21 protein-coding genes and 2 pseudogenes are annotated in these 22519 nt (G+C 63.8%); 4 read left to right on the top strand and 19 right to left on the bottom strand.

Going from position 1 to position 22519, the window contains the following annotated elements; all coding sequences use genetic code 11:
* Nucleotide 1: 1 nt before the first annotated feature.
* The 12 genes from KBA48_RS06865 to KBA48_RS06810 form a co-directional block, all read right to left on the bottom strand.
* The gene (locus KBA48_RS06865; protein ID WP_292904545.1) at nucleotides 2–403 is read right to left on the bottom strand and encodes a cytochrome c; all 402 of its coding nucleotides are present in this window, start codon (nucleotides 401–403) and stop codon (nucleotides 2–4) included.
* A 101-nt stretch (nucleotides 404–504) separates the two neighbouring features.
* Nucleotides 505–2073: a flavin monoamine oxidase family protein gene (locus KBA48_RS06860; protein ID WP_292904543.1), complete on the bottom strand. Its 1569-nt coding sequence runs from the start codon at nucleotides 2071–2073 to the stop codon at nucleotides 505–507.
* Nucleotides 2074–2257: 184 nt separating this feature from the next.
* On the bottom strand, nucleotides 2258–4711 hold the full coding sequence (locus KBA48_RS06855; protein WP_292904541.1) for a TonB-dependent receptor: 2454 nt from the start codon (nucleotides 4709–4711) through the stop codon (nucleotides 2258–2260).
* Nucleotides 4712–4954: 243 nt separating this feature from the next.
* Nucleotides 4955–5455, bottom strand: a complete 501-nt coding sequence (locus tag KBA48_RS06850) for a RidA family protein (protein ID WP_292904539.1) — start codon at nucleotides 5453–5455, stop codon at nucleotides 4955–4957.
* 34 nt (nucleotides 5456–5489) lie between these two features.
* Nucleotides 5490–5708 (bottom strand): hypothetical protein, encoded by a 219-nt coding sequence (locus KBA48_RS06845; protein WP_292904537.1) that lies wholly within the window; start codon nucleotides 5706–5708, stop codon nucleotides 5490–5492.
* Nucleotides 5709–6075: 367 nt separating this feature from the next.
* On the bottom strand, nucleotides 6076–6732 hold the full coding sequence (locus KBA48_RS06840) for a transglutaminase-like cysteine peptidase (RefSeq protein WP_292904535.1): 657 nt from the start codon (nucleotides 6730–6732) through the stop codon (nucleotides 6076–6078).
* A gap of 408 nt (nucleotides 6733–7140) precedes the next feature.
* On the bottom strand, nucleotides 7141–7362 hold the full coding sequence (locus tag KBA48_RS06835) for an envelope stress response membrane protein PspB (protein ID WP_292904533.1): 222 nt from the start codon (nucleotides 7360–7362) through the stop codon (nucleotides 7141–7143).
* Nucleotides 7363–7387: 25 nt separating this feature from the next.
* Nucleotides 7388–7630 (bottom strand): hypothetical protein, encoded by a 243-nt coding sequence (locus tag KBA48_RS06830; protein ID WP_292904531.1) that lies wholly within the window; start codon nucleotides 7628–7630, stop codon nucleotides 7388–7390.
* A gap of 47 nt (nucleotides 7631–7677) precedes the next feature.
* The gene (gene pspC, locus KBA48_RS06825) at nucleotides 7678–8355 is read right to left on the bottom strand and encodes an envelope stress response membrane protein PspC (protein WP_292904529.1); all 678 of its coding nucleotides are present in this window, start codon (nucleotides 8353–8355) and stop codon (nucleotides 7678–7680) included.
* Nucleotides 8352–8579 carry an envelope stress response membrane protein PspB gene (pspB, locus tag KBA48_RS06820; protein WP_292904527.1) on the bottom strand — a complete coding sequence of 76 codons (228 nt, stop codon included), beginning with the start codon at nucleotides 8577–8579 and terminating at the stop codon, nucleotides 8352–8354. The genes pspC and pspB overlap by 4 nt, the downstream gene beginning before the upstream one ends.
* Nucleotides 8580–8654: 75 nt before the next feature.
* The gene (gene pspA, locus KBA48_RS06815; protein ID WP_292904525.1) at nucleotides 8655–9335 is read right to left on the bottom strand and encodes a phage shock protein PspA; all 681 of its coding nucleotides are present in this window, start codon (nucleotides 9333–9335) and stop codon (nucleotides 8655–8657) included.
* A gap of 13 nt (nucleotides 9336–9348) precedes the next feature.
* Nucleotides 9349–9549: a hypothetical protein gene (locus tag KBA48_RS06810; protein WP_094455683.1), complete on the bottom strand. Its 201-nt coding sequence runs from the start codon at nucleotides 9547–9549 to the stop codon at nucleotides 9349–9351.
* Between the two features lie 252 nt (nucleotides 9550–9801).
* Here KBA48_RS06810 and pspF point away from each other — a divergent pair, with 252 nt between their 5' ends.
* The 4 genes and pseudogenes from pspF to infA form a co-directional block, all read left to right on the top strand.
* Entirely contained in the window at nucleotides 9802–10929 is a 1128-nt protein-coding gene (gene pspF / locus KBA48_RS06805) for a phage shock protein operon transcriptional activator (protein WP_292904521.1), read from the top strand.
* A complete protein-coding gene (locus KBA48_RS06800; RefSeq protein WP_292904519.1) occupies nucleotides 10929–11312 on the top strand; it encodes a DUF1801 domain-containing protein in 384 nt (127 codons plus the stop codon). Before pspF ends, KBA48_RS06800 begins: the two co-directional genes overlap by 1 nt.
* Nucleotides 11313–11528: 216 nt before the next feature.
* Complete coding sequence (locus KBA48_RS06795) at nucleotides 11529–11741, top strand: cold-shock protein (RefSeq protein ID WP_292904517.1); 213 nt, start codon at nucleotides 11529–11531, stop codon at nucleotides 11739–11741.
* Nucleotides 11742–11817: 76 nt separating this feature from the next.
* Nucleotides 11818–12033: pseudogene (infA, locus tag KBA48_RS06790) on the top strand (translation initiation factor IF-1); the annotation flags it as partial.
* 202 nt (nucleotides 12034–12235) lie between these two features.
* Here infA and KBA48_RS06785 read toward each other — a convergent pair.
* From KBA48_RS06785 to KBA48_RS06755, 7 genes and pseudogenes are all read right to left on the bottom strand, one after another.
* Nucleotides 12236–13285 carry a LacI family DNA-binding transcriptional regulator gene (locus tag KBA48_RS06785; RefSeq protein WP_292904515.1) on the bottom strand — a complete coding sequence of 350 codons (1050 nt, stop codon included), beginning with the start codon at nucleotides 13283–13285 and terminating at the stop codon, nucleotides 12236–12238.
* A 239-nt stretch (nucleotides 13286–13524) separates the two neighbouring features.
* Nucleotides 13525–14940: pseudogene (locus tag KBA48_RS06780) on the bottom strand (sugar porter family MFS transporter); the annotation flags it as partial.
* Nucleotides 14941–15223: 283 nt separating this feature from the next.
* Complete coding sequence (locus KBA48_RS06775; RefSeq protein ID WP_292904513.1) at nucleotides 15224–17011, bottom strand: IlvD/Edd family dehydratase; 1788 nt, start codon at nucleotides 17009–17011, stop codon at nucleotides 15224–15226.
* A complete protein-coding gene (locus KBA48_RS06770; RefSeq protein WP_292904511.1) occupies nucleotides 17008–17889 on the bottom strand; it encodes an SMP-30/gluconolactonase/LRE family protein in 882 nt (293 codons plus the stop codon). Before KBA48_RS06770 ends, KBA48_RS06775 begins: the two co-directional genes overlap by 4 nt.
* Complete coding sequence (locus tag KBA48_RS06765) at nucleotides 17886–18647, bottom strand: SDR family NAD(P)-dependent oxidoreductase (protein ID WP_292904509.1); 762 nt, start codon at nucleotides 18645–18647, stop codon at nucleotides 17886–17888. Before KBA48_RS06765 ends, KBA48_RS06770 begins: the two co-directional genes overlap by 4 nt.
* 49 nt (nucleotides 18648–18696) lie before the next feature.
* The gene (locus KBA48_RS06760) at nucleotides 18697–19875 is read right to left on the bottom strand and encodes a fumarylacetoacetate hydrolase family protein (RefSeq protein ID WP_292904507.1); all 1179 of its coding nucleotides are present in this window, start codon (nucleotides 19873–19875) and stop codon (nucleotides 18697–18699) included.
* A 179-nt stretch (nucleotides 19876–20054) separates the two neighbouring features.
* Nucleotides 20055–22457 carry a glycoside hydrolase family 3 N-terminal domain-containing protein gene (locus KBA48_RS06755; RefSeq protein ID WP_292904505.1) on the bottom strand — a complete coding sequence of 801 codons (2403 nt, stop codon included), beginning with the start codon at nucleotides 22455–22457 and terminating at the stop codon, nucleotides 20055–20057.
* Between the last annotated feature and the right edge of the window lie 62 nt (nucleotides 22458–22519).

The raw sequence follows: 22519 nt of genomic DNA, 5'->3' as shown, positions 1-22519 counted from the left end.
GTTACTGCCGCATCCCCTTCACATCCTCCGGTGTTACGGCATCCTTATAGCCGTTGCCGAAATGCGTGCGGACATAATTCACGATGGCCGCCACCTGTTCATCCGACAGATAGTTGAAGGAGGGCATGGCCTTCTGTCCGTTCACCACCATGTGGATGGGATAGGTCCCGGCCTCCAGATTGGGATTGGTGGCCAGGGCGGGATATGTGCCGGCGCCGGTGGCACCCTTGCCGTCGGGCATGTGACAGCCCTGGCAGATGGCGTGATAAAGCTGTTCCCCGTTCTGATAGGGGAAGCGGCGGGCATCGGCGAAATCGCTGCTCTGCGCGTCGGTACGCTGGGCGCTGGCGGGTAGGGCCAGGGCCATCAGGGACAGGCCAGCGACGAGGATCAGGCTTCGCATAAAAACTCTCCCGGAAAAGGCCGGCGACCGCCGGCCCGGCGCTCGTGCGCCGTGAGCCAAGCCGCCGGACGGCGGCGCCCGGCGACTGAGGGGACCCGAAATCAACTGGTGACGCGCTGGTGCAGGCGGGTGATGGCGTCCAGCGAGGATTGGACGGCACCTTCCTGCCAGGCCGGCAGGTAGGAGACATGTTCACCCGCCAGCAGGATGCGCCCGTCGATCTGGCAGAGATTCTTGTAATGCGCGGCCCGTTTCTCTTCCGTCCAGGACCCGAAACAGCCCAGCGTCCAGGGCACGCGGTGCCAGGCGACGGCCACGCCTGTATCGAATTCCTTCAGGTACTGCGGATGGATCTGCGCCCCGAATTCCACGCATTTCTTCACCCGCTCCTCCGGCGCCATGGAGGCGAATTCATAGGCGAAGGGACCCCAGGGGTAGGCACCCAGCAGCACGCCCTTGCCCCTGGACCCGTAATGCGTGTTGGGATAGGCGATCAGGGAGATGGGCAGGTCGGTATAGGTGATGCCGCCATAGATCTCGTCATCCTGTTCCCAGAAGCGGCGCTTGAACTGCAAGCCCACCTTGAACGCCGCCTCATAGGGCAGGGCGTTGATGGCGGCGTCCATGTCGGACGACACGTTCTTCTTGATCTGCGACAGGATGGAGGCGGGGATAGTGCACAGGCACCAGTCGGCCTTGGCCGTCTTCGCGGCACCGCCCGCCTTGGCATCGATATAGGTGACGGTGACGCCGCCCGTATCCTGCTGGATCTCGGTGACCTTGGCGTTGAAGGTGATCTTGTCCTTCACCTTTTCGGCCAGCGCCAGGGGGCCGGCATCCATGCCGCCTTCCGGCTGGAACAGGGCCGTCTGGAACTCATAGCCCGAACCGGTGCCGATGGCCCGCCACAGGCCGGATTTCAGCAATTGCGAAAATTCGATGGGCTTGGAGAAAACCGGCTCCCCCGACAGACCGCCGCCGGGGTCCTTCTCGAAGCCGCGCCGGTTGGATGTCGTGGCATTGGCCTTGTAGGCATAGTTCTGGTCCAGGGCGCCCCAGTCCTGCATGGCCTCCAGCAGTCTTTCCTGGTCCTCCTTGGTGACATGGCCGTCCAGCCCGCCCTTGTGGCCCAGCTTGGCCAGCAACTCGGCGACATGGCCGTTGAAATCGGCCAGCACATGGCGGTAGCGCTGCGGCTTGCCACCGAAGGCGTCCCTGGAATGGACATAGGCGTTGTAGTTGATCTGGAAGAACGGCTCCAGCTTCACGCCCAGTTCATGGTAATAATGCATCACGCCGCGATGATGGTAGGGCACGCGCCAGGGGCCGGGATTCAGATAGTTACCCTTGTCGAACCCGACCTTCTGGGTGAAGCCACCCAACTCGGTATAGGTGTCGCCGCCACGCAGCGTCCAGGCGCGGCCACCGGCCTTTTCCCGGTATTCCAGGACCTGCACCTTGTACCCGGCCTTGCCCAGTTCATAGGCAGCCACCAGACCGGCCCAGCCGGCGCCCAGAATCAGCACCGACGTGCCCTTGGGCGCGCCGGACAGGTTGGGCGGCCCCTTGAATTCGCTTTCGGCCGCGTAACCCAGCGACGTCGCTGCCTGATACATGACGGAACTGCCGGCGGCCGTACCGATCATGGCCAGCAGTTCACGCCGCGTCATGCGGCTTCTGGGGAGCATGCTGTTCGTTGCAACCATCATCGCCTCGGATGGGAAATTCAGGGCATGTCCTCACAAGCGCCGCCCCCGGGGGATGCCGGGAGCGGCGAAGTCGAGAAGACAGGGCATCATCAAGGACCGGGGACGGGAGGATGGGCCCGCCGCCCCCGGTTGACGCGTCGGACGCTTAGAACTTCACGCCCAGGCGGACATAATAGGTGCCGCCATTGTACCCCATGGGCGAGGTGTCGGGATAAACCTGGCCCACGGCGTAACCGCCGCCCGCCAAGGCATCGACCTTGTCGGGATAATTGTCGAACAGGTTCTGCACGCCCACGGCAACATTGATGTTGTCGTAGAAGTCGTAGGAGACTTCCGCGTCAAACAGCCACTCCGACCCGAAGGTCTTCGCGTAGTTGATCGTGTCGGTGAACTTGTCGTAGTAGCTGGCGCGACCCATGATCGAGAAGGCATCCAGCGAATAGATGGCGGTGAAGTTGCCGCGGAACTTCGGCAATTGCTTCTCCAGGTCCGCCACGCGGGTATCATCGATAACCGCCGTGTCACGGGCGATCACCTTGGTCTTGTTGTAGTTCACCGCCGCCGTCAGATCGATCTTGCCATCGCCGGCCGGAACGGTGGTATTGGCCACGAAGTCCACGCCCTGGGTACGGGTATCGAAGGCGTTGGTGAAATAGTTGACGGCGCCCAGCGTATTGGCACCGGGCACGCCCAAGGCCGCCAGGGCGGCACGGTCGGCCGCCGTGGGGCTGAAGTCGGCGGACAGCGCGATGCGGTCCTTCACCTTGATGTTGTAATAGTCGATGGTGACATTGATGTCGGCCAGATCGGCAACGATACCGCCCGCGAAGTTCGTGCTCTTCTCTTCCGACAGCGGCGTGGCGCCGAAATATTCGGCAACGACGCTGGCGGCCGGATAGGTGCCGCGCGCAACCGGGCTGGAACTGCCGGCCGGGAAGTAGGTCTGCACCGACGAGGTCTGCGACTGGCCGGGGGTCGGCGCCCGGAAGCCGGTATTGACCGACCCGCGGACGGCGAAGGCATCCGTGAGGTCATAACGACCGCTGACCTTCCAGTTGAAGGTCGATCCGAAATAGTCGAAATCCTCGTAACGGGCGGCGACGCCGACCGTCAGTTGCTCGGTGATGCTGCCTTCGGTATCGACATAGAAGGCGATGTTGTCGCGCTTGAACTCGCCCGAATCCTCCGGACGGAAACCGGGATAGCCGTTGGAACCGATGGGCAGAGCCGCCGGTTGGCCCGACAGCACATCGGTAAAGGAGGCATAGGGGCCGACCGTGTAGGAGGCGGTATCGCCGGGGCCGATTTCATACAGTTCCCGGCGGAACTCGGTACCGACAGCGATGTTCAACGGCGTAGCCCAACCGATCTCCACCGGATAGGACAGGTCGACGTTCAGGTTCTCTTCTTCCTGAACCAGACGGCCGACATAGAATTCCCTCGGGCTTGCCGGACCCAGGGAGGGGTTGACGGTATTCTTCAGGTCGTAATCGATCTGGCTGCGGCCGAAGGAGCCGCCGATATTATAGGTCAGGCCGCTTTCCAGCTCATGCTTGAAGCCACCGACGATGGACGCGTCCTTGACATCACCATAGAAGCGCGGGGTGAAGCCGGTCGGGAACCATTCGCCGAAGCTGAAACCATTGGGATCACCCGCCACCGGCATCACGGGACCCGTCACGCCGTGGCTGCGGTCGTTGGGGCGATAGTAGAAGCTGCCGTTGGCCTTCGATGCGCCGTAATTGCCGAACAGGTAGATGGAGGCCGTGTCGGTCAGGTCGATGCCGGAATTGATGAAGACGCGCGTGGCCTCGCTGTCCGGGTCGCCCCAGTTCATCGCCAGGTCCTTCTTGGCGGCCGGCGCGCGGGGGTCCTGGACACCACGATTGGTCGGGTCGCCCTGGCTGTATTCGGCGGAAATGTTGAAGAAGCCGTTGGGGCCAAGCGGCAGGCCGACATTGGCGGCGAACTTGGCGTTGTCGCCATCGCCCTCATAGGTGGAACCGTACTGGATGGACGCGGAGCCGCCTTCCGACGCGTCCTTCAACTGGAAATTCATCACGCCGGCGATGGCGTCGGAACCGTACTGGGCGGCGGCGCCGTCGCGCAGCACTTCCACCTGCTTGATGGCGATGGTGGGGATCTGCGACAGGTCGGGGGCCTGGGCGCCGGCGGCCAGCGCACCGCCGGACAGTTGCACCAGGGCCGACCGGTGGCGACGCTTGCCATTCACCAGGATCAGGGTCTGATCCGGCGGCAGGCCGCGCAGCGTCGGCGGACGCACGAAGGTGGAGCCGTCGGAGATGCCGTTGCGGCTGACATTGAAGGAGGGCACCAGGGTACGCAGAATGTCATTGGTGTCGGTGTAGGCTTGTTTTTCCAGGTCACCCGTACCCAGGACATCGATGGGAGCCAGACTTTCGGTCGCCGTGCGGTTGGCGACGCGTGTACCGGTAACGATGATCTCCTCGATCTGAAGTCCTTGGGCCGCGGCCGGGGCCGCAAAACCGAACGGGATGAGACTGGTCGTGCACAGGATGCCGAATGCGACCTTCCGCACGGATGCGCGCTTGGCCTGCTTGCTGTTGTTTACCTGCATGAGAGGTCCCCTGTTCAACTCGGTTGTTTGGTTCCTTCCTCCTCGGTTGCGCTTCTTCCCCGGACGATGCCCCCTTTGCGGGGTGCTTTGTCGGGTCCGGTCCCTGCCGCCGGTTTTCCGGTCGTACAGGCCCCACCGGCCCCTGTTCCCCCTTCCGGCCCTACCCGCGGGCCATCGGAGGTTGGTGCAAAACCGAAAAGGGCCGGTCGGGGGCTTTCCCGTTCCCCCGACCGGCCCTGCCGGTTATTTCTTGGCCTTGGCGGCCACCACTTCGATTTCCACCAGCATGCCCGGGGTCACCAGGCTGGAAATCTGGACCGTGGAGCGGGCCGGTTTGTTCGGCTGCTCCGGCGTTCCGAAGAACTTGGTGTAGCCAGCCATCATGCCGGCAAAATCCATCTTGCCCTCCTTGGCCGGGTCGCCCACCAGATAGACATGCATCAGCACCACATCGCCCATGGTCAGTCCCTGGGCCTTCAGCGTTTCCTGGATGCGGGTCAGGACATTGACCGTCTGCGTCTCGGTATCGCCGAACACGTCGGTGCTGCCGGCGGGGGCGTCCTTGTTCACGGCCGGCGGCACCGTGCCGGACAGGAAGAACAGGTCGGACCCGGCGGGCACCTGCACCGCCGAGGCAATGGGGAAATTCGGCACATCCGTGCGCTTGATCTCGCGGGCCTCTTCCTTGTTGCAGGCCGTCAAGGCCGCTGCGAGGACCAGGAGACTACCCAACCGCTTCAACATTCTTCCTCCGTTCTTGATGGACCGGCCAGGGCCGTCAGCCGCGGGCCGGGAGGGGCGTGGGATGGACCAGCCAGACCTTGCGGCCATCATCCCAGGAGACACCGGACAGAAGCTCCGGTGCCGTGGGGCCGGCCGGGCGGTCCGGGTGGCGCGACTGACGATCCGTCATCCGTTCCCGCGCGGCAAGGGCGGGCGGCGCCTTCACCACCCTGACGACGTTCCTGACGGCGACCCTTACGGCATTCTTGGCCATGTCTACCTTCGCGCCTGTCGATGGGTGATGCGACGGACCGCACTTGGCCATCGCGTGAACGCGAGCCACATCCCCCTGATACGAAACAGGGTTTCAGCAACAACCGTGCCACGGTTCCGCAGGCGTGAAATCAAGGGTGACGTTAGGGAAGCGGGCCGGGCGAATGCTCAGTAAAGAAGCATCCTGCCGTTAAAGAAGGGATATTGATCGAATTTAAGGCAACAATGATTTCGAAAAGAGCAGTTTGGTTAATTCTTCGTAAAGTCTGGCAAAAACAATGCCGAATTTCATGGCAAACCGGTCTCTGCCCCCGACTTTGGTCGTGGGTGTGCATCCTTTTGCATCCGGAGCCTGTCACGTGCCGGCTTCATTCGCTTCGTTCTGCCACCATCAAGGCCGGCTGGCTTTCCGCCCGACGCCAGTGGCGGCGGCCGGGGACCTCCTGTGCCACGAAGACATAGCCTTCGGCGGCCAGTTGTTCGGGGCGCATGGGATGGTGGTGGCGATCATCCAGGAAAATCTCCTCCACCCCTTGCGCGCTCTGGCGCCTGACAGACAGAATCAGGTGGTGACCGCCATTGCCGGGCAGGCGCACGATGGTGGCGCGCAGGGCGGCGCGCGGATAACCACGGCGCAGCAGACGGGAGATGGTGGTCATCACCACATCGTCACAGTCCCCGGACATGCCCCTGCCGGGTGTGCCCAGTATTTCCCAGCGGTCCTGTTTGTCCTCGCGATAGACAAGGTCGCCGACCACTTGCCGATGCACCATCACGGCCATGCCCAGCGTGGCGCGGCCGGCATCGACACGGTCGGCGCCGATGGGTGTGCCCACCTTGCCGCCCAGACCGACGGCGCATCCCGGATCGCGATCGCCATAGGTCTGACAATAGGTGCGGTACTGCGCCAGCGGTTCCATGTCCCCGTTCCAGGCCAGGGCAAAGGCCGGTGCATTGGCCGTCATCACGGCCGACAATAACAGCAACAGGGCCAGGAACGGCGATAGCCGCCGAACCCTTCCCAATGTTATAGGCCGAAAGGAATATAGTATAGCTTGAGCAAAACAGAAAATTAAGATATTAGTAACCAATATACAGACAGCAAACCGCCGGACGAGCATGTAATGAATGACATTATTGCGATGCAAAATGCCTTCGTATGCGCTGCAATATGGGAATTGTGGCGCGATGTTCAGGGTTTGTGCGGCCATTGTTGATCGCTTATTGGCGTTTCCTCTGGCCTATTAATGTATGGTCGGTGGAATTATTATCCACCTGAAAATTGCCATCAGGACAAAGAAAAGGCGCGCCTCTCCGTTGCCGGCAATGCTGCCGGGCGGATCGACGCGCCAAGTGGGTAACATGGGTGAGATGGGGCGGCGGGATCGGACTTCCCCGCCGTCCGGAAAACCCGGGGGCAGACCCCCGGGGGATCAGGCGCGGCTGCGCCAGCCTGGCGCTTCCGCGTCCAGGATCCGTTCAAGCTGGAGAACACGATCCTCCAGCCGGGCCGCCCGGCCCGACAATTCGGCGGCGGCCCCTTCCGACAGGCCCCCGACACGCATGGCGCGCATCTGGGTCAGATGTTTCATGACGATGGCCACGATGGGGATCAGCAGGGCCACGACGGGGATGATGAAGGGTGAGTTGAACATTGCAGCGTCCGCCTTGGCTCTTTGATCAGGAGGAAGGGCGTTCCAGGTCGCGGAACTGCCGGTTCAGGCCGAATTCGGGGCTGGTGACATAGCGTTCGATGCCGGCCACCCGCCGCTCGATCTCGTCCAGGGAGCGGAACCGCCGGCGCAAGTCCACTTCGCTTTCCGCCACCTGGATGTCGATCTCATGCCAGCGCCGCACGTTCTTGGCGATCAGGGCCACGATCGGGATGCACAAGGCGAGCACGGGGATCAGGAAGGGGCTCATGCGTCACCTGATGAAGGGGAGGGGGAAGAAGGGACGGACCCGCCGTCTCACTTCTTCTCCAGGTCGCGGAACTGGCGGTGCAGATCATACTCGCGGGAGGCCACGAACCCTTCCAGGCGGGCCAGGTCGCGATCCAGGTCGCGGAACTTGCCGCGCAGGCTGGTCAAGGTCTGATCGGGCTTGGTCGCCACGGTGCGCCAGAACACTTCTTCTTCCCGGCTTTCATAAAGGCCCGTGGGCCGTTCCTTCAGCAGCCACCACAGGATCGGATAGCCGAACAGGAAGACGGGCGGAAAGAAGAAGAAACCGATGATGAAGCCGAGGCGGACGATCCAGGCATCGACATTGGCATATTCGGCGATGCCGCCGCAGACGCCGGCGATCTTGCTGTCGGTACGGCTGCGCCAGAGCCGGTAGGGCGTGGAACTATGGTGTGTTGCCATGCCATCCTCCCCAGGGTGCCGATGATCGGTCTGATACTCATCCCGGTAGGAGCCGGCGGCGTCCGGGATGGAGCCCCAGTCGTCGCGCTGCCGCCTTTTGCGACCGGTGCCGCAGAGGGCACCCGGTCCCAGGCCGAAATAATCTGCCCAGCTCTGTTCCGGGCGCTTGCCGAAATATTCCTGTTCCCAGCCGCGGTCCTGCCGGCCCTGCCCCTGCCGCGACCGGTACTGGTCGCGACCGGGGAAGGGGGGCGGGGTGCCGGGTCCGTGACGGTCGTTCATGCTTTCGCCCTCCAGCCCGGCGCCTCCGCGTCGAGGATCTTTTCCAACTGGCGGATGCGATCCTCCATCTTGTTGGCGGAGTGCCACAGGTCGGACAGCATCTGCTCGTCATCGGCGGACAGCGTCTTGGCGATGCGCCAGCGGGTCACATAGTGGAAGATGATCCAGACAGGCGCCACGATCACCATGAAGATAACAGCGACGACGAATATTCCTTCAGGCATTGTTGCCCCCTTTTCCCAAGGCCCAGCCTATGGCGGGCCCCCCACTCATTCCCATGCGAGGGGCCCCGGTCGGGATTACCCCTGCTGCTGATCCTTGGCCGCGAGCCTGGCCTTGAGCGCCGCCAGTTCCGATTCCACCTTGGACTCGGCTTCCAGTTCGGCGATCTCATCCTCCAGGCTCTTGGCACCGCGACCCATGCCCAGCACTTCGGAGCGACCTTCCAACACATCCAGATTACGTTCAACCTGCTCGAAGCGGGAGAAGGCATCGGTGATGCGGTCGTCATAAAGCTGGGTGCGGACCTTCAGACGGTTGGTGGCGGTTTTATGCCGCGCAATCAAGGTCTTTTCGCGGGTCTTGGCGTCGGCCAGCTTGACCTGGAGCGCGCTGATATCCTCGTTGGTCTTGGAGAGCGCGCTGTCCAGGCGGCCCAGCTCGCTGGCCATCTGTTCTGCCGCTTCGGCCAGCTTGGCCTTGGCGACCAAGGCGCCCTTGGCCAGATCTTCGCGGTCCTTGGACAGCGCGAATTCGGCCTTGCGCTGCCAATCCTCCGACTCGCGGCGGATTTCGGAGAGGCGACGCTCGATCTCCTTCTTCTCCGCGACCGTCTTGACGGCGGAGGAGCGGACCTCGACCAGCGTGTCCTCCATTTCCTGGATGATCAGGCGGACCAGCTTCTCCGGGTCCTCAGCGCGATCCAGGATGGCGTTGATGTTCGAATTGACGATGTCGCCGAGGCGGGAAAAAATGCCCATGTCGGGGTCTCCTTCAGGCAAGGGCAATGAAAAGGTTGCTCAAACCGGTGGCCACCGCAAGGATGATCCAGGCTTCCACCGGCACGGCCCGGAAATCCTCATAGAGGTCCCGGAACATGCCGCCCGCGGGCCGGGCAAAGAACCCGTCAGCGGACTTGGTATAGCCGGTTGCCGGCTGATCGGACATCCCATTGTCAAAGGTGAAGTCGGTCATGGCTGGCTTCCTTGCGATCTCGTTGTTTCCCCGGTGTCTGGGAACATTAAGAGCAAGGGGTGTGCCAACTCTGGGGTGCTATTCATATTTTGTTTTATATCAAATACTTAGTAGGTTTTGGTCTTTCTGAGGGTTTTTGGGGAAGGTGGGGCTGAGCCCACTCGTTGGCGATTTTCACCACTCGCTCGCCAATCCGCCCACTCTTCGCTAAGATGCCGTCATCGGTCGTCAAAAAAGAGTGGCACAGGCCCCATGTCCCCCGCCGTTTCCCCTCCGTCGCTGATCGGTCAGGCCCCTTCCTTCCTGGGTCTGATGGAGCATGTATCGCAGGCAGCCCCCCTGAACCGCCCCACCCTGGTGATCGGGGAGCGCGGGACAGGCAAGGAACTGGTGGCAGCCCGCCTGCACTATCTCTCCCCGCGCTGGGACAAGCCGTTCGTGAAGCTGAACTGTGCCGCCCTGTCCGACACGCTGCTGGAAACCGAACTGTTCGGGCATGAGGCGGGGTCCTTCACAGGGGCGGCCAAGCGTCATGTCGGCCGGTTTGAACTGGCCGATGGCGGCACCCTGTTCCTGGACGAGATCGCGACCGCCACCCTGCGTGTGCAGGAAAAGATCCTGCGCGTCATCGAATATGGGGAGTTCGAGCGGGTGGGCGGCAATACCACCATCCAGATCGATGTGCGCGTGGTAGGGGCCACCAACGCCGACCTGCCGCGTCTGGCCGATCAGGGCAAGTTCCGCGCCGACCTTCTGGACCGGCTGTCCTTCGATGTCGTGACCATCCCGCCCATGCGGGCAAGGCCGGAGGATATCCCCATCCTGGCCGAACATTTCGGCGTGGCCATGGCCCGCGAACTGGGCCGGCCCTTCTTCGGCGGTTTTTCCAACGACGCCATGCAACAGATGCTGGCCTATGACTGGCCCGGCAATGTGCGTGAGCTGAAGAATGTCGTGGAGCGCGCCGTCTATCGTGCCGCCGACCCGGAAAGCCCCATCACCGACATCCATTTCGACCCGTTCCAGTCGCCCTGGCGGCCCAAGCAGATGTCGATCTACAACGATGCCGCCCCCGCGCCGATCGTCATCGCCGCCCCGCCGCCGGTCTCTACGCCCGGTCCCGCCGCTGTGGCCCCGGCGGCATCCGCCGGACCCTCCCTGCCGGAGGGGCCCTGCGACTTCCTGGGCCTGGTCGCGGATTATGAGAAGGTGCTGCTGCGCAATGCCCTGGAACGCAACCAGTTCCACCAGAAGCGCGCGGCGACCGACCTGGGCCTGAATTACCATCAGTTCCGGGGATATCTGCGCAAATACGGGCTGCTGGAACGCCGCCATGGTCCGCGTGAGGCGGATGACGGGGACGAGGGGGAGGAGGGCTGATGCCACCGAAATCCTATAAGGATGTCGAGGCGTTTCTGGATGATCTGTCTCCGCAGGCACGGCAAGTCGCGCACGGATTGCGCGCCTTGATCCGGGCGGTGCATCCGGGCCTGACGGAACAGGTGAAATGGAACGCGCCCAGCTTCGCCCTGGATGGTCAGGATCTGCTGACGCTGGGCGTACAGCGCGACGGGACGATCCGTCTGGTCCTGCACCGGGGGGCCAAGGTGAAGGATAATGACGGCTTTCATGTCGATGATCCCCTGAAGCTGGCGCAATGGCCGGCGCCCGACCGGGGCGTGGTGATCGTGAGGGATGCTGCGGCCCTGGCGGCGATGGAAGTGGGCCTGACCGACCTTGTCCGCCGCTGGGTCGGGGCCTGATCCCCCGTCTTTGCGGGGCCGCGCGGCCCAGCCATGTGTGGCCGGGACACGATGGTGCTTGTTATGTCGCCAATAAGCGCCCATCTTCCCTCTTGTCGACTTTGCTACTGGGCTATCTTCCGGCTACCGCTGGTTCTTCCCTGTCGTGACTTTGATGCCCGTGTCGCACTCTCGCGCCGGGCAGCTCCGAACGGGAAAGATCCCAGGAGGCATTCCATGTCCGTTTCCGGCACCGTCAAGTGGTTCAATGGCACCAAGGGTTTTGGTTTCATCCAGCCCGAGGATGGCTCTTCCGACGTGTTCGTCCATATCTCCGCCGTTGAGCGCGCTGGCCTGTCCAGCCTGAACGAAGGCCAGAAGGTCACGTTCGACGCGGTCCGTGATCCCCGCAAGGGTAAGACGGCCGCTGAAAACCTGCGCGTGGCCTAAATCCACGTCCAGTACGGCTTTGAAGGGGCGGCGGCATGGGTTCATGCCGCCGCCCTTTCTGTTTCAGGGGTAGAGCATGACCAAAGAAGAATTCATCGAATTTGACGGCATCATCGCCGAGGCGCTGCCCGATGGTCGCTTCCGCGTCCAGCTTGAAAACGGGCACGAGATCATCGCCTATACTGCCGGCCGCATGCGCAAGAGCCGCATCCGGTCGCTGGCCGGTGACCGCGTGACCGTTGAAATGACGCCCTATGACCTGAGCAAGGGGCGCATCACCTATCGACACAAGGATGAACGCCCGGCAGGCGCCCCCGGCGGCATCCGCCGTCCGCCACCGCCCCGCCGGCGGTGAGCCTGGAAACCGGGCCGGGGGACGCTTGCCCGTTCTCCGGTCTGGACCCGGCCTGATAAAACCCTATTGCCGGGGATGCGTTTCCCCAGGCACCGGCCAGACCGCCACAGGCCCCATGGTCATCAGGGATGACCATCGATCACCCCAGCGGCAGCGTCGATTCCCGCTTCACCAGCTTATAGGCCAGCAGGCGCTGTTCCGGCCCGTCATTGGAACGGCCGGGCTGCCATTTGTTCCGCATGGCATTGGCCAGCACGGCAACAGCGGCCTTGCCCATGGCGGCGATGGGCTGGCGGATGGTGGTCAGCGGCGGCCAGACGGTGGTGGCGATCAGCGTATCGTCAAAGCCGGCCACCGACAGATCGTTCGGCACATCCAGATGCAGCCGGTGCGCGACAGAGATGGTGGCGGCGGCCATGTCGTCATTGGCGGCGAAGATGGCTGTCGGGCGCGGATCAGCCCCCAGCAGCTTTTCCGCCGCTTCCAGGCCCGAGGCGTAATCATACTGGCCCTGTTCGACCAGGATGTCGGCTTGCCTGATCCCGGCCTCGGCACAGGCATCCATGAAGCCATGGTACCGCATGTCGGAGGCCGACTGGTTCCTGTTGCCCTTGATATAGCCCAGACGGCTGTGGCCGAGCGTGATCAGATGTTCCGTCATCTGCTTCGACGCGGCGTAATTATCGATGCGGATGGTAGGCAGATGCGGGTTGGGCCGGCCCGTGGCCACGGCCACCGCCAGCACGTTCGCCTCTTCCAGCATGGTCAGGATGGGCTTGGACTCGCACAGCGGCGGCGGCAGGATGAAGGCATTGACGCCGCCGGCCAGCAGACGCGTCACCGACGCCGTCGCCTTGGCCGTACCGGCGCATTTCTCCACCACCAACTGATGCCCCTCGCGGCTGCTCTCATCCAGGGCGCCGACCAGGAATTCCGACAGGTAAGCGCTGGACGGGTTGGAATAAAGCAGGCCGATCCGCAGCACCTCAGACCCGGCCAGCCGTCGGGCGGCGGGGTTGGGGGTATAGTTCAGTTCCTTGATCGCTGCTTCGACCAGGGCGCGGGTATTCTCGTTGACCTTGTCATCCTTGTTGATGACGCGCGACACCGTCATGGATGACACACCGGCACGGGCCGCCACCTCACGGATGGTCACCGCCTGGCTACCGCGCCGCCGCTGTCTTTCCATGTTACCCCCTGATATTCAAAACGCCCCTTTATTGGCCTTGTCGGCCTTGCGCGCAACCGTTTCCGGTTGGGGGCCGAAGGCGCTGTTGTTCCCTCACCCTCCCATCCGGCTGGCGCCGACGGGCCCCTCCCTCTCCCGCAAGCGGTAGAGGGGCGGAATTTAAGCCCCCCGCCCACGAACGTGTGAGAGGGAGGGGCCCAAGCCCGAAGGCTTGGGAGGGTGAGGGAACAACCTCAAACTCAGCCTTCCATCTTCTCCAGCTCCCGTCCCTTCGTCTCATGCACCATGGCGCGGACGAAGAAGAAGGAGATCAGCGCGAAGAAGGCGTAGAAGCCGTAGGCACCCGTCAGGCCGATGGTGGTCAGCATGATGGGGAAGGTCATGGTGATGCCGAAATTGGCCGTCCATTGGGCAAAGCCCGACACGGCCAGACCGGACCCCCGGATCTGATTGGGGAACATTTCGCCCAGCATGACCCACATGACCGGGCCCCAGGAGAAGTTGAATAGCACCGCATAAGCGTTGGCGCTGATCAGCGCGATCACGCCGACATTGTCGGACAGGTGCAGCTTGCCATCGACGATGGAGCCCGACGCGAAGCAGGCAACCATGATGCCCAGCGTGATGGCCATGCCGGCCGACCCGATGGCCAGCAGCGGCTTGCGGCCCAGCTTGTCCACCAGCGCCATGGAGGCGAGACAGCCCAGGATGGACAGCGCACCCGACAGGATGTTGATGCGCAGCGCGTCGGCTTCAGAGAAGCCCACGGCCTGCCACAGGACGGCGCCGTAATAGAACACAACATTGATGCCGACCAACTGCTGGAACACAGCCAGACCGATGCCGACCCAAACGATGGGGCGGACCTTGCCCGACGCCTTGTCGATCAGGTCGGACAGCTTGGGCTTGTGATGGTCCTTGGCCAGGCTTTCGCGGATTTCCACGACCTTGGCGGCACCGGCGGCGGGGCCAAACAGGCGGGTCAGGACGGCCTTCGCCTCATCCTCGCGGCCCTTCACCACCAGATAGCGCGGGCTTTCCGGGATGACCAGCAGGGCCAGGAAGAACAGGCTAGCCGGGATGATCTGTGCCCAGAACATCCAGCGCCAGGCCTCATAGCCCAGCCAGAACGGCTCCGTGGAGCCGCCGGCATAATGAGCGATCAGGTAATTGCCCAGAAAGGCGCCGGTCAGGCCGGAAATGATCATGATCTGTTGAACCGAGGACAGGCGGCCCCGGATGGAGGCCGGCGTCACTTCGGAAATATAGGCCGGCGACAACACCGACGCGGCACCGACCGCCAGGCCACCCAGCAGACGGGCAATGACGAAGACGGTGGAGCTGTGGGCGGCACCCGTGCCGATGGCGGACAGGATGAACAGCAGGGCTGCGATCATCATGACATTGCGGCGACCCATGATATCGGCCAGCCGCGCCGCGCTGAACGCGCCGGCGGCACAGCCCAGCAGGATCGACGCGACATTGAAGCCGGTATCGATGCTGTTGGAATTGAAAGCCTTTTTCAGGCCTTCCACGGTGCCGTTGATGACGCCGCTGTCATAGCCGAACATGAAGCCGCCGATGGTCGCCACCGCCACGATGGCGGCGACATAGCCCATGTTGACCTGTTCCTCCTGGGAACCGCTCATCACTGTCTCCTTGTTGTTGTTCGGCCGTGCTTGACCCCGGCCATCCCCCCGAAATGCACTCTGTCGCTGTTGTTCTCACCCACCTGTTGTTCCCTCACCCTCCCAAGCCATCCGGCTTGGGCCCCTCCCTCTCCCACGTTCGTGGGCGAGGGGCTTAAATTCCACCCCTCGCCCGCATGGCGGGAGAGGGAGGAGCCCGCCCGCGTCAGCGGGTGGGAGGGTGAGGGTACAAAGAGTTCCTGTTGGCGTCAGCCAATGGGAGGGTGAGGGAGCAACGTAAACACCAACCTCAATGATTGTGACGCGGCGTCTCGTCCGCCACGCCACGGTACTTGAGCGCCATTTCCAGACAGCCGCCGCTGTCCAGTTGGCCCACATGATCGCGGTAAAGCTCCTGCCACGGCGTCTTGGAGGCCGGGATGGGCGGGGGCGGATCTTCGGCGCGCCGGCGCGCCAGTTCCCCATCCTCGACCAGCATGTCGCAGGTGCCCTTGTTGATATCGAGCCGGATGATGTCGCCCGTGCGCAGCCACGCCAAACCGCCGCCCGCCGCCGATTCCGGGCTGGCATTCAGGATGGACGGGCTGTCCGACGTGCCCGACTGCCGCCCGTCGCCGATGGTGGGCAGGCTCTTGATGCCGCGCTTCAGCAGGGCATCGGGCGGCTGCATGTTCACCACCTCGGCCGAGCCGGGGAAGCCCAGGGGACCGGCGCCGCGCACCACCAGGATGCAGTTCTCGTCGATCCCCAGCGCCTCGTCATTGATGCGCTCGTGATAATCGTCCGGCCCGTCAAAAACGATGGCACGGCCTTCATACACGCCCTCATCACCGGGGCGCGACAGGTAGCGCTGGCGGAAATCGTCGGAAATCACGCTCGTCTTCATGATGGCGAAGTCGAACAGATTGCCCTTCAGCACCAGGAAGCCCGCACGGGTCATCAGCGGCTTGTCATAGGCGAAGATGACCTCGCGGTCGTTCGTCTCGCGGCCCTGGATATTCTCCGCGATCGACTTGCCCGACACGGTCAGGCAGCCAGTGTCGATCTTGCCGGCACCCGCCAGTTCGCACAGCACCGCCGGCACGCCGCCGGCGCGGTGGAACCGCTCGCCCAGATATTTGCCAGCGGGCTGCAGGTTGACCAGCAGCGGCACGTCGTACCCGTACTGGCGCCAGTCATCATGGGTGATCTCGATCCCGGCATGACGCGCCATGGCCACGATATGCGGCTGGGCATTGGTCGACCCGCCGATGGCGGCGTTGGCCACGATGGCGTTGATGAAGGATTGGCGCGTCAGGATCTTGGACGGGCGCAGATCCTCATAGGCCATTTCCACGATGCGCCTGCCCGTCTCATACGCCATCTGCCCGCGCTCGCGGTACGGCGCCGGGATGGCGGCACAGCCGGGCAGGGACAGGCCCAACACCTCGGCAATGGCGTTCATGGTGCTGGCCGTGCCCATGGTGTTGCAGTGCCCGGCGGACGGGGCCGATGCGGCGGCCAGATCCAGGAATTCCTCTTCCGTGATCTCGCCGGCGGCCAGACGGCGGCGGCCACGCCAGATGACGGTGCCGGACCCGACCAGATCGCCTTCGAACCAGCCATCCAGCATCGGGCCGCCCGACAGCACAATGGCCGGGATGTCGACCGTGCTGGCCGCCATCACGCCCGACGGCGTGGTCTTGTCACAGCCCGTGGTCAGGACCACCGCGTCGATCGGGTAGCCATGCAGCACCTCCACCAGACCCAGATAGGCCAGGTTGCGGTCCAGCGCCGCTGTGGGACGGCGGCAATTCTCAAAGATCGGATGGACGGGGAATTCGAACGGGATGCCGCCCGCATCGCGGATGCCGTCGCGCGTGCGCTTGGCCAATTCCACATGGATGCGGTTGCAGGGGCTGAGGTCGGAACCCGTCTGGGCAATGCCGATGATCGGCTTGCCGGAGCGCAGCTCCTTGGGCGTCAGGCCGTAATTCATGAAGCGCTCAAGATACAGCGCTGTCATGTCGGCGCGGCCGGGCGCGTCGAACCATTCGCGGGACCGGAAACGGCGGGGGGCGTTGTTATCGCTGCTCATGCGCGCACCTTTGCGGGCGGAAGTCCCGCCACGGGGCTTTTGAAGGTGAAAAGACCACCGGCCAGGGGCTGTGCCGCCCGCTGTTCGTCATTCAGGTTCAAGGTTGCCGTGGTGGCATAGACCGTCTTCAGGTCCGGACCACCGAAGGCCAGCTTCGTGACGTTGGAAACGGGGAAACGCACAAAGCCCAGCAGCGTGCCGTCGGGCGCGTAGCGGCGGATGCCCCAGCCGAAGAACAGCCCGACCCAGACGCAGCCTTCGCTGTCCACCGCCATCCCGTCGGGATAGCCCTCATCCTTGCCAATCTTCGCAAAGACGCGGCGGTTGGCGATGGAGCCATCGGCCTGGATGTCGCCGGCATAGACGGTCTGGCCCAGCGTGTCGGTATGGTAAAGCACCTTGCCGTCCGGGCTGGTCGCCGGGCCGTTGGTGATGCAGATGCCGTCCAGCACCCGCACCGGTTCCCCGCCCGTCCAGTGATAGAAGGCGCCACTGTCGGCGCATTCACCATCGCTCATGCTGCCGAACCAGACGCGGCCCGTGGCGTCGGTGAAACCGTCGTTCAGGCGGTTGCCCTCACGCTCGGCCTCCACCGACACCAGCTTGGTGAAGCTGCCGGCCGACGGATCGAAATGGTACAGCCCGAAGGGCATGCCCACCACCAGCCCGCCCGACGCGCGGGGCAGGACAAAACCCGGCTGGTCCGGGGCCGTCCAACTGTCGCGCCGGCCCGTGGCCGGGTCCAGCCGGTGGATCAGCCGCTTCTTGATATCGACGAACCAGAGCACGGATTTCTCCGCATCCCAGCAGGCGCCTTCCAGAAGAATGCCGCCAAGCTCCCAGGCCAGATCGGGCCTGATGGAGGAAAGATCGGTCATCGCCACCCCGCATCGACAAAGTAATTATGCGCGGTACATAGCCGCGCGTCGTCGGATGCCAGGAATAGCACCATTGCCGCGATATCGCGCGGTTCAACACGCTGCTTCAGGCACTGCAGGCCCAGCATGCGGGCCTCCTCCTCCGGATTGTGCCAGAGGCGCATCTGGCGCGGGGTTTTCACCCCGCCCGGTACGACGCAGGTGACGCGGATGTTATCCTCGCCCAGGTCGCGGGCCAGCGCGCGGGTCATGCCCTCGATCGCGGCCTTGGCTGTCTGGTACAGGGTGATTTCCGGCAGGGCCAGATGCCAGGAGATGGACCCCAGATTGATGATGGCGCCGCCGCCATTGGCCTTCATCGACGGCGCGACCGCCTGGGCCGCGAAGAACAGGTGACGCAGGTTCACCGCCATGCGGTTGTCCCAATATTCGGGCGTCACCTCTTCCACCTTGTGGCGGTCGTCATTGGCGGCGTTGTTCACCAGGATATCGATACCACCCTCGGACGCGACAATGCCGTCGATGGTGGACTTGACCGCACCCAGGTCGGTCAGGTCGCAGCGCTGAAACTGCGGGGGCACCTCGGCGCCCGACAGGCTGGCCAGCAGTTCCTCGCTGTCCTGGACCGCCACGTCGACAAAATGGACGCGTGCCCCCTGTCGGACGAACGCCTCCACCAGGCCGGCGCCGATGCCGGAACCGCCGCCGGTGATCAGCACCCGCTTTCCGCGCAGGCTGGGGTAAATCGCATGGGTCATGATGGATGGTCCAGGGTGGGGCGTTGCATTGGGAAAGGTTGGGGGAGGATCAGGCGCGCAGCAGGCCGCGACGGGCCAGATTGCGCATCAGATCGCCGATGCCGAAATTCCATTCCGGCGCCTCGTGACAACCGACAACCTTGTTGGACAAACTGCCAAGACGGGGGCTGGCGATCGTGACGATGTCGCCGCCCTTATGGGTGAAGCCTTTGCCGGGGGCGTCGCGGTCATCGATGGGCGCGAACAGCGTGCCCATGAACAACACGAAACCGTCCGGATACTGATGGTTCTTAGAGATGGTCTGGCCCACCAGATCCAGCGGATCGCGGCTGATGAAGGCCATGTTGGACTTGCCGTTCAGGACAAACCCGTCTTCGCCCGTCACATTCACCGTCACCTCGGCATTGCGCACATCATCGATGGTGAAGGTGGCGTCGAACAGGCGGATGAAGGGGCCCAGGGCGCAGGACGCGTTATTGTCCTTGGCCTTGGACAGAAGCAGGGCCGAGCGCCCTTCGAAATCGCGCAGGTTGACGTCATTGCCCAGGGTGGCGCCATGCACCCGGCCCTTACCGTCCACGGCCAGCGCCAGTTCCGGCTCCGGATTGTTCCAGTCGCTGTCCGACCGCACGCCGATATAGGCACCCCAGCCAACCGACGACAGGGTCGGGCCCTTGGTGAAGATCTCCGCATCCGGGCCGATGGCGACCTCCAGATATTGCGACCACAGCCCATCGGCGATCAGCGCCTGTTTCAGCGAGGCCGCTTCCGCTGACCCGGGCTTCACGGCCCGCAGGTCGGTGCCGATGCGGGCCGACAGGTCGCTTCGGATTTCATTGGCCTTGGCGTAATCGCCCCTGGCCCGTTCCTCGATCACGCGTTCCAGGGCCGACACGGCGAAGGTGACGCCGGCCGCCTTGATGCAGTGCAGGTCGATGGGAGGCAACAGGGTGGGCGCGCCGGGCAGCGGCTCACCCCATTGCAGCGCCACCTTGATGGCCGCCGCATCGCCCAGATCCTTGCCACCATCGGGCAGGGCGCCATCGGACAGGCTGTTCAGCAGGTCGGCGACGGTGGGCGCCTGTTCGGACAGGTCGTAAAGCCGCCCGCCCTTGATCAGCACCGGGCTCGGCCCCTGTCCGAAATCCATCCGCCCCAGAAGATGCGCGTCCCGCCAGTCGGCGGGCAGGAAATCGGTCAGCAGGGCGGGAACGGGGCTGGCGGACATGGTCGAAAAAACTCCCTGGGTGGGGCGATGAGTTTAACCGTTACGCAACGGAATTGATAGCGGTAACAGAGATATTTGTAGGTCAGATCGGGCACAGAGACCGATCCCTGACAGAAAAGGCCGAAATCTTTGCAGTCAGGGATCGCTCTTGGCTCGACCTGACCTACGGCATCTCTTGCTTAAACCACTTTCAATTGGACCGACTTCAACTCCACGGAGTCGAATCCGGCGCTGATGGTGAAGATACCGGGTTCGACCACCCGCTTCATGTCGATGTTCCAGATCGACAGATCCTCGGGCGTCAGGGTGAAGCGCACCGTCGTGCTGGCGCCAGCGGCCAGCGTCACGCGCTGGAACCGCTTCAGCTCCTTGATGGGCCGCGTCACCGACGCCTCCTCATCGCGCAGATAGATCTGCACCACCTGATCGGCGGTGCGCGACCCGGTATTGCGCAGGGTGACGGAGACATCGACGCTGTCGGCCACCCCGATCTGGCCACGCGACAGGGTCGGCGCGTCCAATTCGAAGGTTGAATAGGTGAGGCCGAACCCGAACGGGAACAAAGGCGTCACATCATCGAACAGGTAACCACGCCGGGCCGAGGGCTTGGCATTGTAATAGACGGGCAGTTGCCCGACCGAACGCGGAATGGTGATGGGCAGCTTAGCCCCGGGCGAGACCTTGCCGAATACGACATCGGCCACGCCATTGCCCGTCTCCTGGCCCAGATACCAGCCTTCGATCAGGGCGTCGGCCTTTTCCACCAGCCGGTTGACGGCCAGCGGACGGCCGTTCAGCAGCAGCACGATAACCTTCTTGCCGGTCTTGAACATGGCCTCGGCCAGATCGGACTGACGGCCATAGAGGTCCAGGCTGGCGCGGTCGCCCAGATGGGTGGTGGCCCAGGCTTCGCGGCTCAACTGCTCATTCTCGCCCAGCACCATCAGGATGGTGTCGGCATTGGCAGCCTTGGCGACCGCTTCGGCGATCAGGGCATCATTCTCGGCATCGGGGATCGGCTCGACCTTGTCCTCTTCCCAGACACGCTGCCGCGTCAGGCGCACGCCCTCGGCATAGTCAACCTTCAGGCCCTTGCCGGCGGCGGCGGTCAGGCCCTCCACCACCGACACGACCTTGCGCGGCACTTCGGAATAACCGCCGATGGGCGTGTCCCTGGCATGGGTGCCGACGACCAGCAAGGTACCCGTCGCCGCCGGGTTCAGCGGCAGGGCGTTGTTGGCGTTCTTAAGCAGCACCATGGACCGGGCCGCCGCCTCGCGCGCCAGGGCGATGGCGTCCGGCGTGGCCGTCAGCTTGTCGGCCAGCTTGGCATCGACATAGGGGTTTTCGAACAGCCCCGCCTCGAACTTCATGCGCAGGATGCGGCGCACGGCGTCGTTGATCTTGGCTTCCGACGCCTTGCCCTCACGCACCAGTCCGGGCAGCAGCGGATAGCCCTCCCCGTCCGGCAACTCCACATCCACCCCGGCATTCAGGGCGCGGATGGCGCCATCGGCCAGACCGGATGTCATGTGGTGGACGGTATTCATTTCCCGGATGGCGAAATAATCGCTGACCAGCGCGCCCTGATAGCCCCATTCCTTGCGCAGAACCGTATCCAGCAGCCACTTGTTACCATGGCTGGGCACGCCGTCCACTTCGTTATAGGACGGCATGATGGCGCGGATGGGCAGGTTCTTCACGGCCCGTTCGAACGGCACCAGGAAGTTCTCGCGCAAGGTGCGTTCGGAGATCGGGGCGGGGCCGACATTGGTGCCGCTTTCCGGCTGCCCATGGCCCGTCATGTGTTTCAGCGTGACCAGGACCTTGTCCTTGGCCAGCGGCAGGGTCGTGCCCTGGAAACCCTTCATCGCGGCCAGGCCCATTTCGGACACCAGCCACGGGTCCTCGCCATAGGTTTCCTCTGTCCGGCCCCAGCGCGGGTCACGGACAATATCAACCACGGGCGCCAGCGCCAGATGCACGCCGCGCAGGCGCATCTCCCGCGCGGCCACGCCGAAGATACGTTCCACCATGGCCGTATCCCAGGAACTGGCCAGCGCCATGGATTGCGGGAAGCTGGTGGCGCCGCGCGCCACGAAACCGTGCAGCGCTTCTTCGTGGAAAATCAGCGGAATGCCCAGGCGCGTCTGCTCGACAGCCCATTTCTGGGCGGCGTTGACATAGGTCGCGGCCTCCAGACCTTCACGGTTGATGATGTTGGCCTTGGCGCCGGCCGCGATGGGCGCGCCATCCTTGTCCACGGCACCGACGCGGTCGCCGGGGCGGGAAATCTGGCCCAGACCGTTGGGGAAATTCTTCGCGGCCTTCTTGGCGTCGAAGCCGCCCTTTTCATTATGGACCAGCTTCTTGTCCTGCCAGATGCCGATCATCTGGGCCACCTTCTCCTCCAGCGTCATGCGCGAGAGAAGGTCCTCGATCCGCTGATCGATCGGCAGGGCGGGATTGCGATAGGGTTCCTTGCCGGCGGCAAAGGCAATGGTGGCGGGTACGGCCGCGGCGGAGGTAAGCGCCAGCAGGCTGGCGCCGAACAGTCGGCGTGACAGCTTCGGTGTCGTCACTGAAATTTCCTCCCGGTGTCTTCGCTAACGTCGCCCTCTGTCGGGGCGATGGTAGCGCTATC

It is taken from the genome of Niveispirillum sp. (assembly GCF_017996735.1).
Lineage (GTDB): Bacteria > Pseudomonadota > Alphaproteobacteria > Azospirillales > Azospirillaceae > Niveispirillum.
Note: the sequence above shows the minus strand (reverse complement) of the source record. Positions and strands in the feature narration are given on the sequence as shown.

Excerpts from the sequence above, each read along its gene's own strand:
- KBA48_RS06865 (WP_292904545.1), bottom strand. The coding sequence starts at position 403 with ATGCGAAGCCTGATCCTCGTCGCTGGCCTGTCCCTGATGGCCCTGGCC.
- KBA48_RS06860 (WP_292904543.1), bottom strand. The coding sequence starts at position 2,073 with ATGACGCGGCGTGAACTGCTGGCCATGATCGGTACGGCCGCCGGCAGT.
- KBA48_RS06855 (WP_292904541.1), bottom strand. The coding sequence starts at position 4,711 with ATGCAGGTAAACAACAGCAAGCAGGCCAAGCGCGCATCCGTGCGGAAG.
- KBA48_RS06850 (WP_292904539.1), bottom strand. The coding sequence starts at position 5,455 with ATGTTGAAGCGGTTGGGTAGTCTCCTGGTCCTCGCAGCGGCCTTGACG.
- KBA48_RS06845 (WP_292904537.1), bottom strand. The coding sequence starts at position 5,708 with ATGGCCAAGAATGCCGTAAGGGTCGCCGTCAGGAACGTCGTCAGGGTG.
- KBA48_RS06835 (WP_292904533.1), bottom strand. The coding sequence starts at position 7,362 with ATGTTCAACTCACCCTTCATCATCCCCGTCGTGGCCCTGCTGATCCCC.
- KBA48_RS06830 (WP_292904531.1), bottom strand. The coding sequence starts at position 7,630 with ATGAGCCCCTTCCTGATCCCCGTGCTCGCCTTGTGCATCCCGATCGTG.
- pspC (WP_292904529.1), bottom strand. The coding sequence starts at position 8,355 with ATGAACGACCGTCACGGACCCGGCACCCCGCCCCCCTTCCCCGGTCGC.
- pspB (WP_292904527.1), bottom strand. The coding sequence starts at position 8,579 with ATGCCTGAAGGAATATTCGTCGTCGCTGTTATCTTCATGGTGATCGTG.
- pspA (WP_292904525.1), bottom strand. The coding sequence starts at position 9,335 with ATGGGCATTTTTTCCCGCCTCGGCGACATCGTCAATTCGAACATCAAC.
- KBA48_RS06810 (WP_094455683.1), bottom strand. The coding sequence starts at position 9,549 with ATGACCGACTTCACCTTTGACAATGGGATGTCCGATCAGCCGGCAACC.
- pspF (WP_292904521.1), top strand. The coding sequence starts at position 9,802 with ATGTCCCCCGCCGTTTCCCCTCCGTCGCTGATCGGTCAGGCCCCTTCC.
- KBA48_RS06800 (WP_292904519.1), top strand. The coding sequence starts at position 10,929 with ATGCCACCGAAATCCTATAAGGATGTCGAGGCGTTTCTGGATGATCTG.
- KBA48_RS06795 (WP_292904517.1), top strand. The coding sequence starts at position 11,529 with ATGTCCGTTTCCGGCACCGTCAAGTGGTTCAATGGCACCAAGGGTTTT.
- KBA48_RS06785 (WP_292904515.1), bottom strand. The coding sequence starts at position 13,285 with ATGGAAAGACAGCGGCGGCGCGGTAGCCAGGCGGTGACCATCCGTGAG.
- KBA48_RS06775 (WP_292904513.1), bottom strand. The coding sequence starts at position 17,011 with ATGAGCAGCGATAACAACGCCCCCCGCCGTTTCCGGTCCCGCGAATGG.
- KBA48_RS06770 (WP_292904511.1), bottom strand. The coding sequence starts at position 17,889 with ATGACCGATCTTTCCTCCATCAGGCCCGATCTGGCCTGGGAGCTTGGC.
- KBA48_RS06765 (WP_292904509.1), bottom strand. The coding sequence starts at position 18,647 with ATGACCCATGCGATTTACCCCAGCCTGCGCGGAAAGCGGGTGCTGATC.
- KBA48_RS06760 (WP_292904507.1), bottom strand. The coding sequence starts at position 19,875 with ATGTCCGCCAGCCCCGTTCCCGCCCTGCTGACCGATTTCCTGCCCGCC.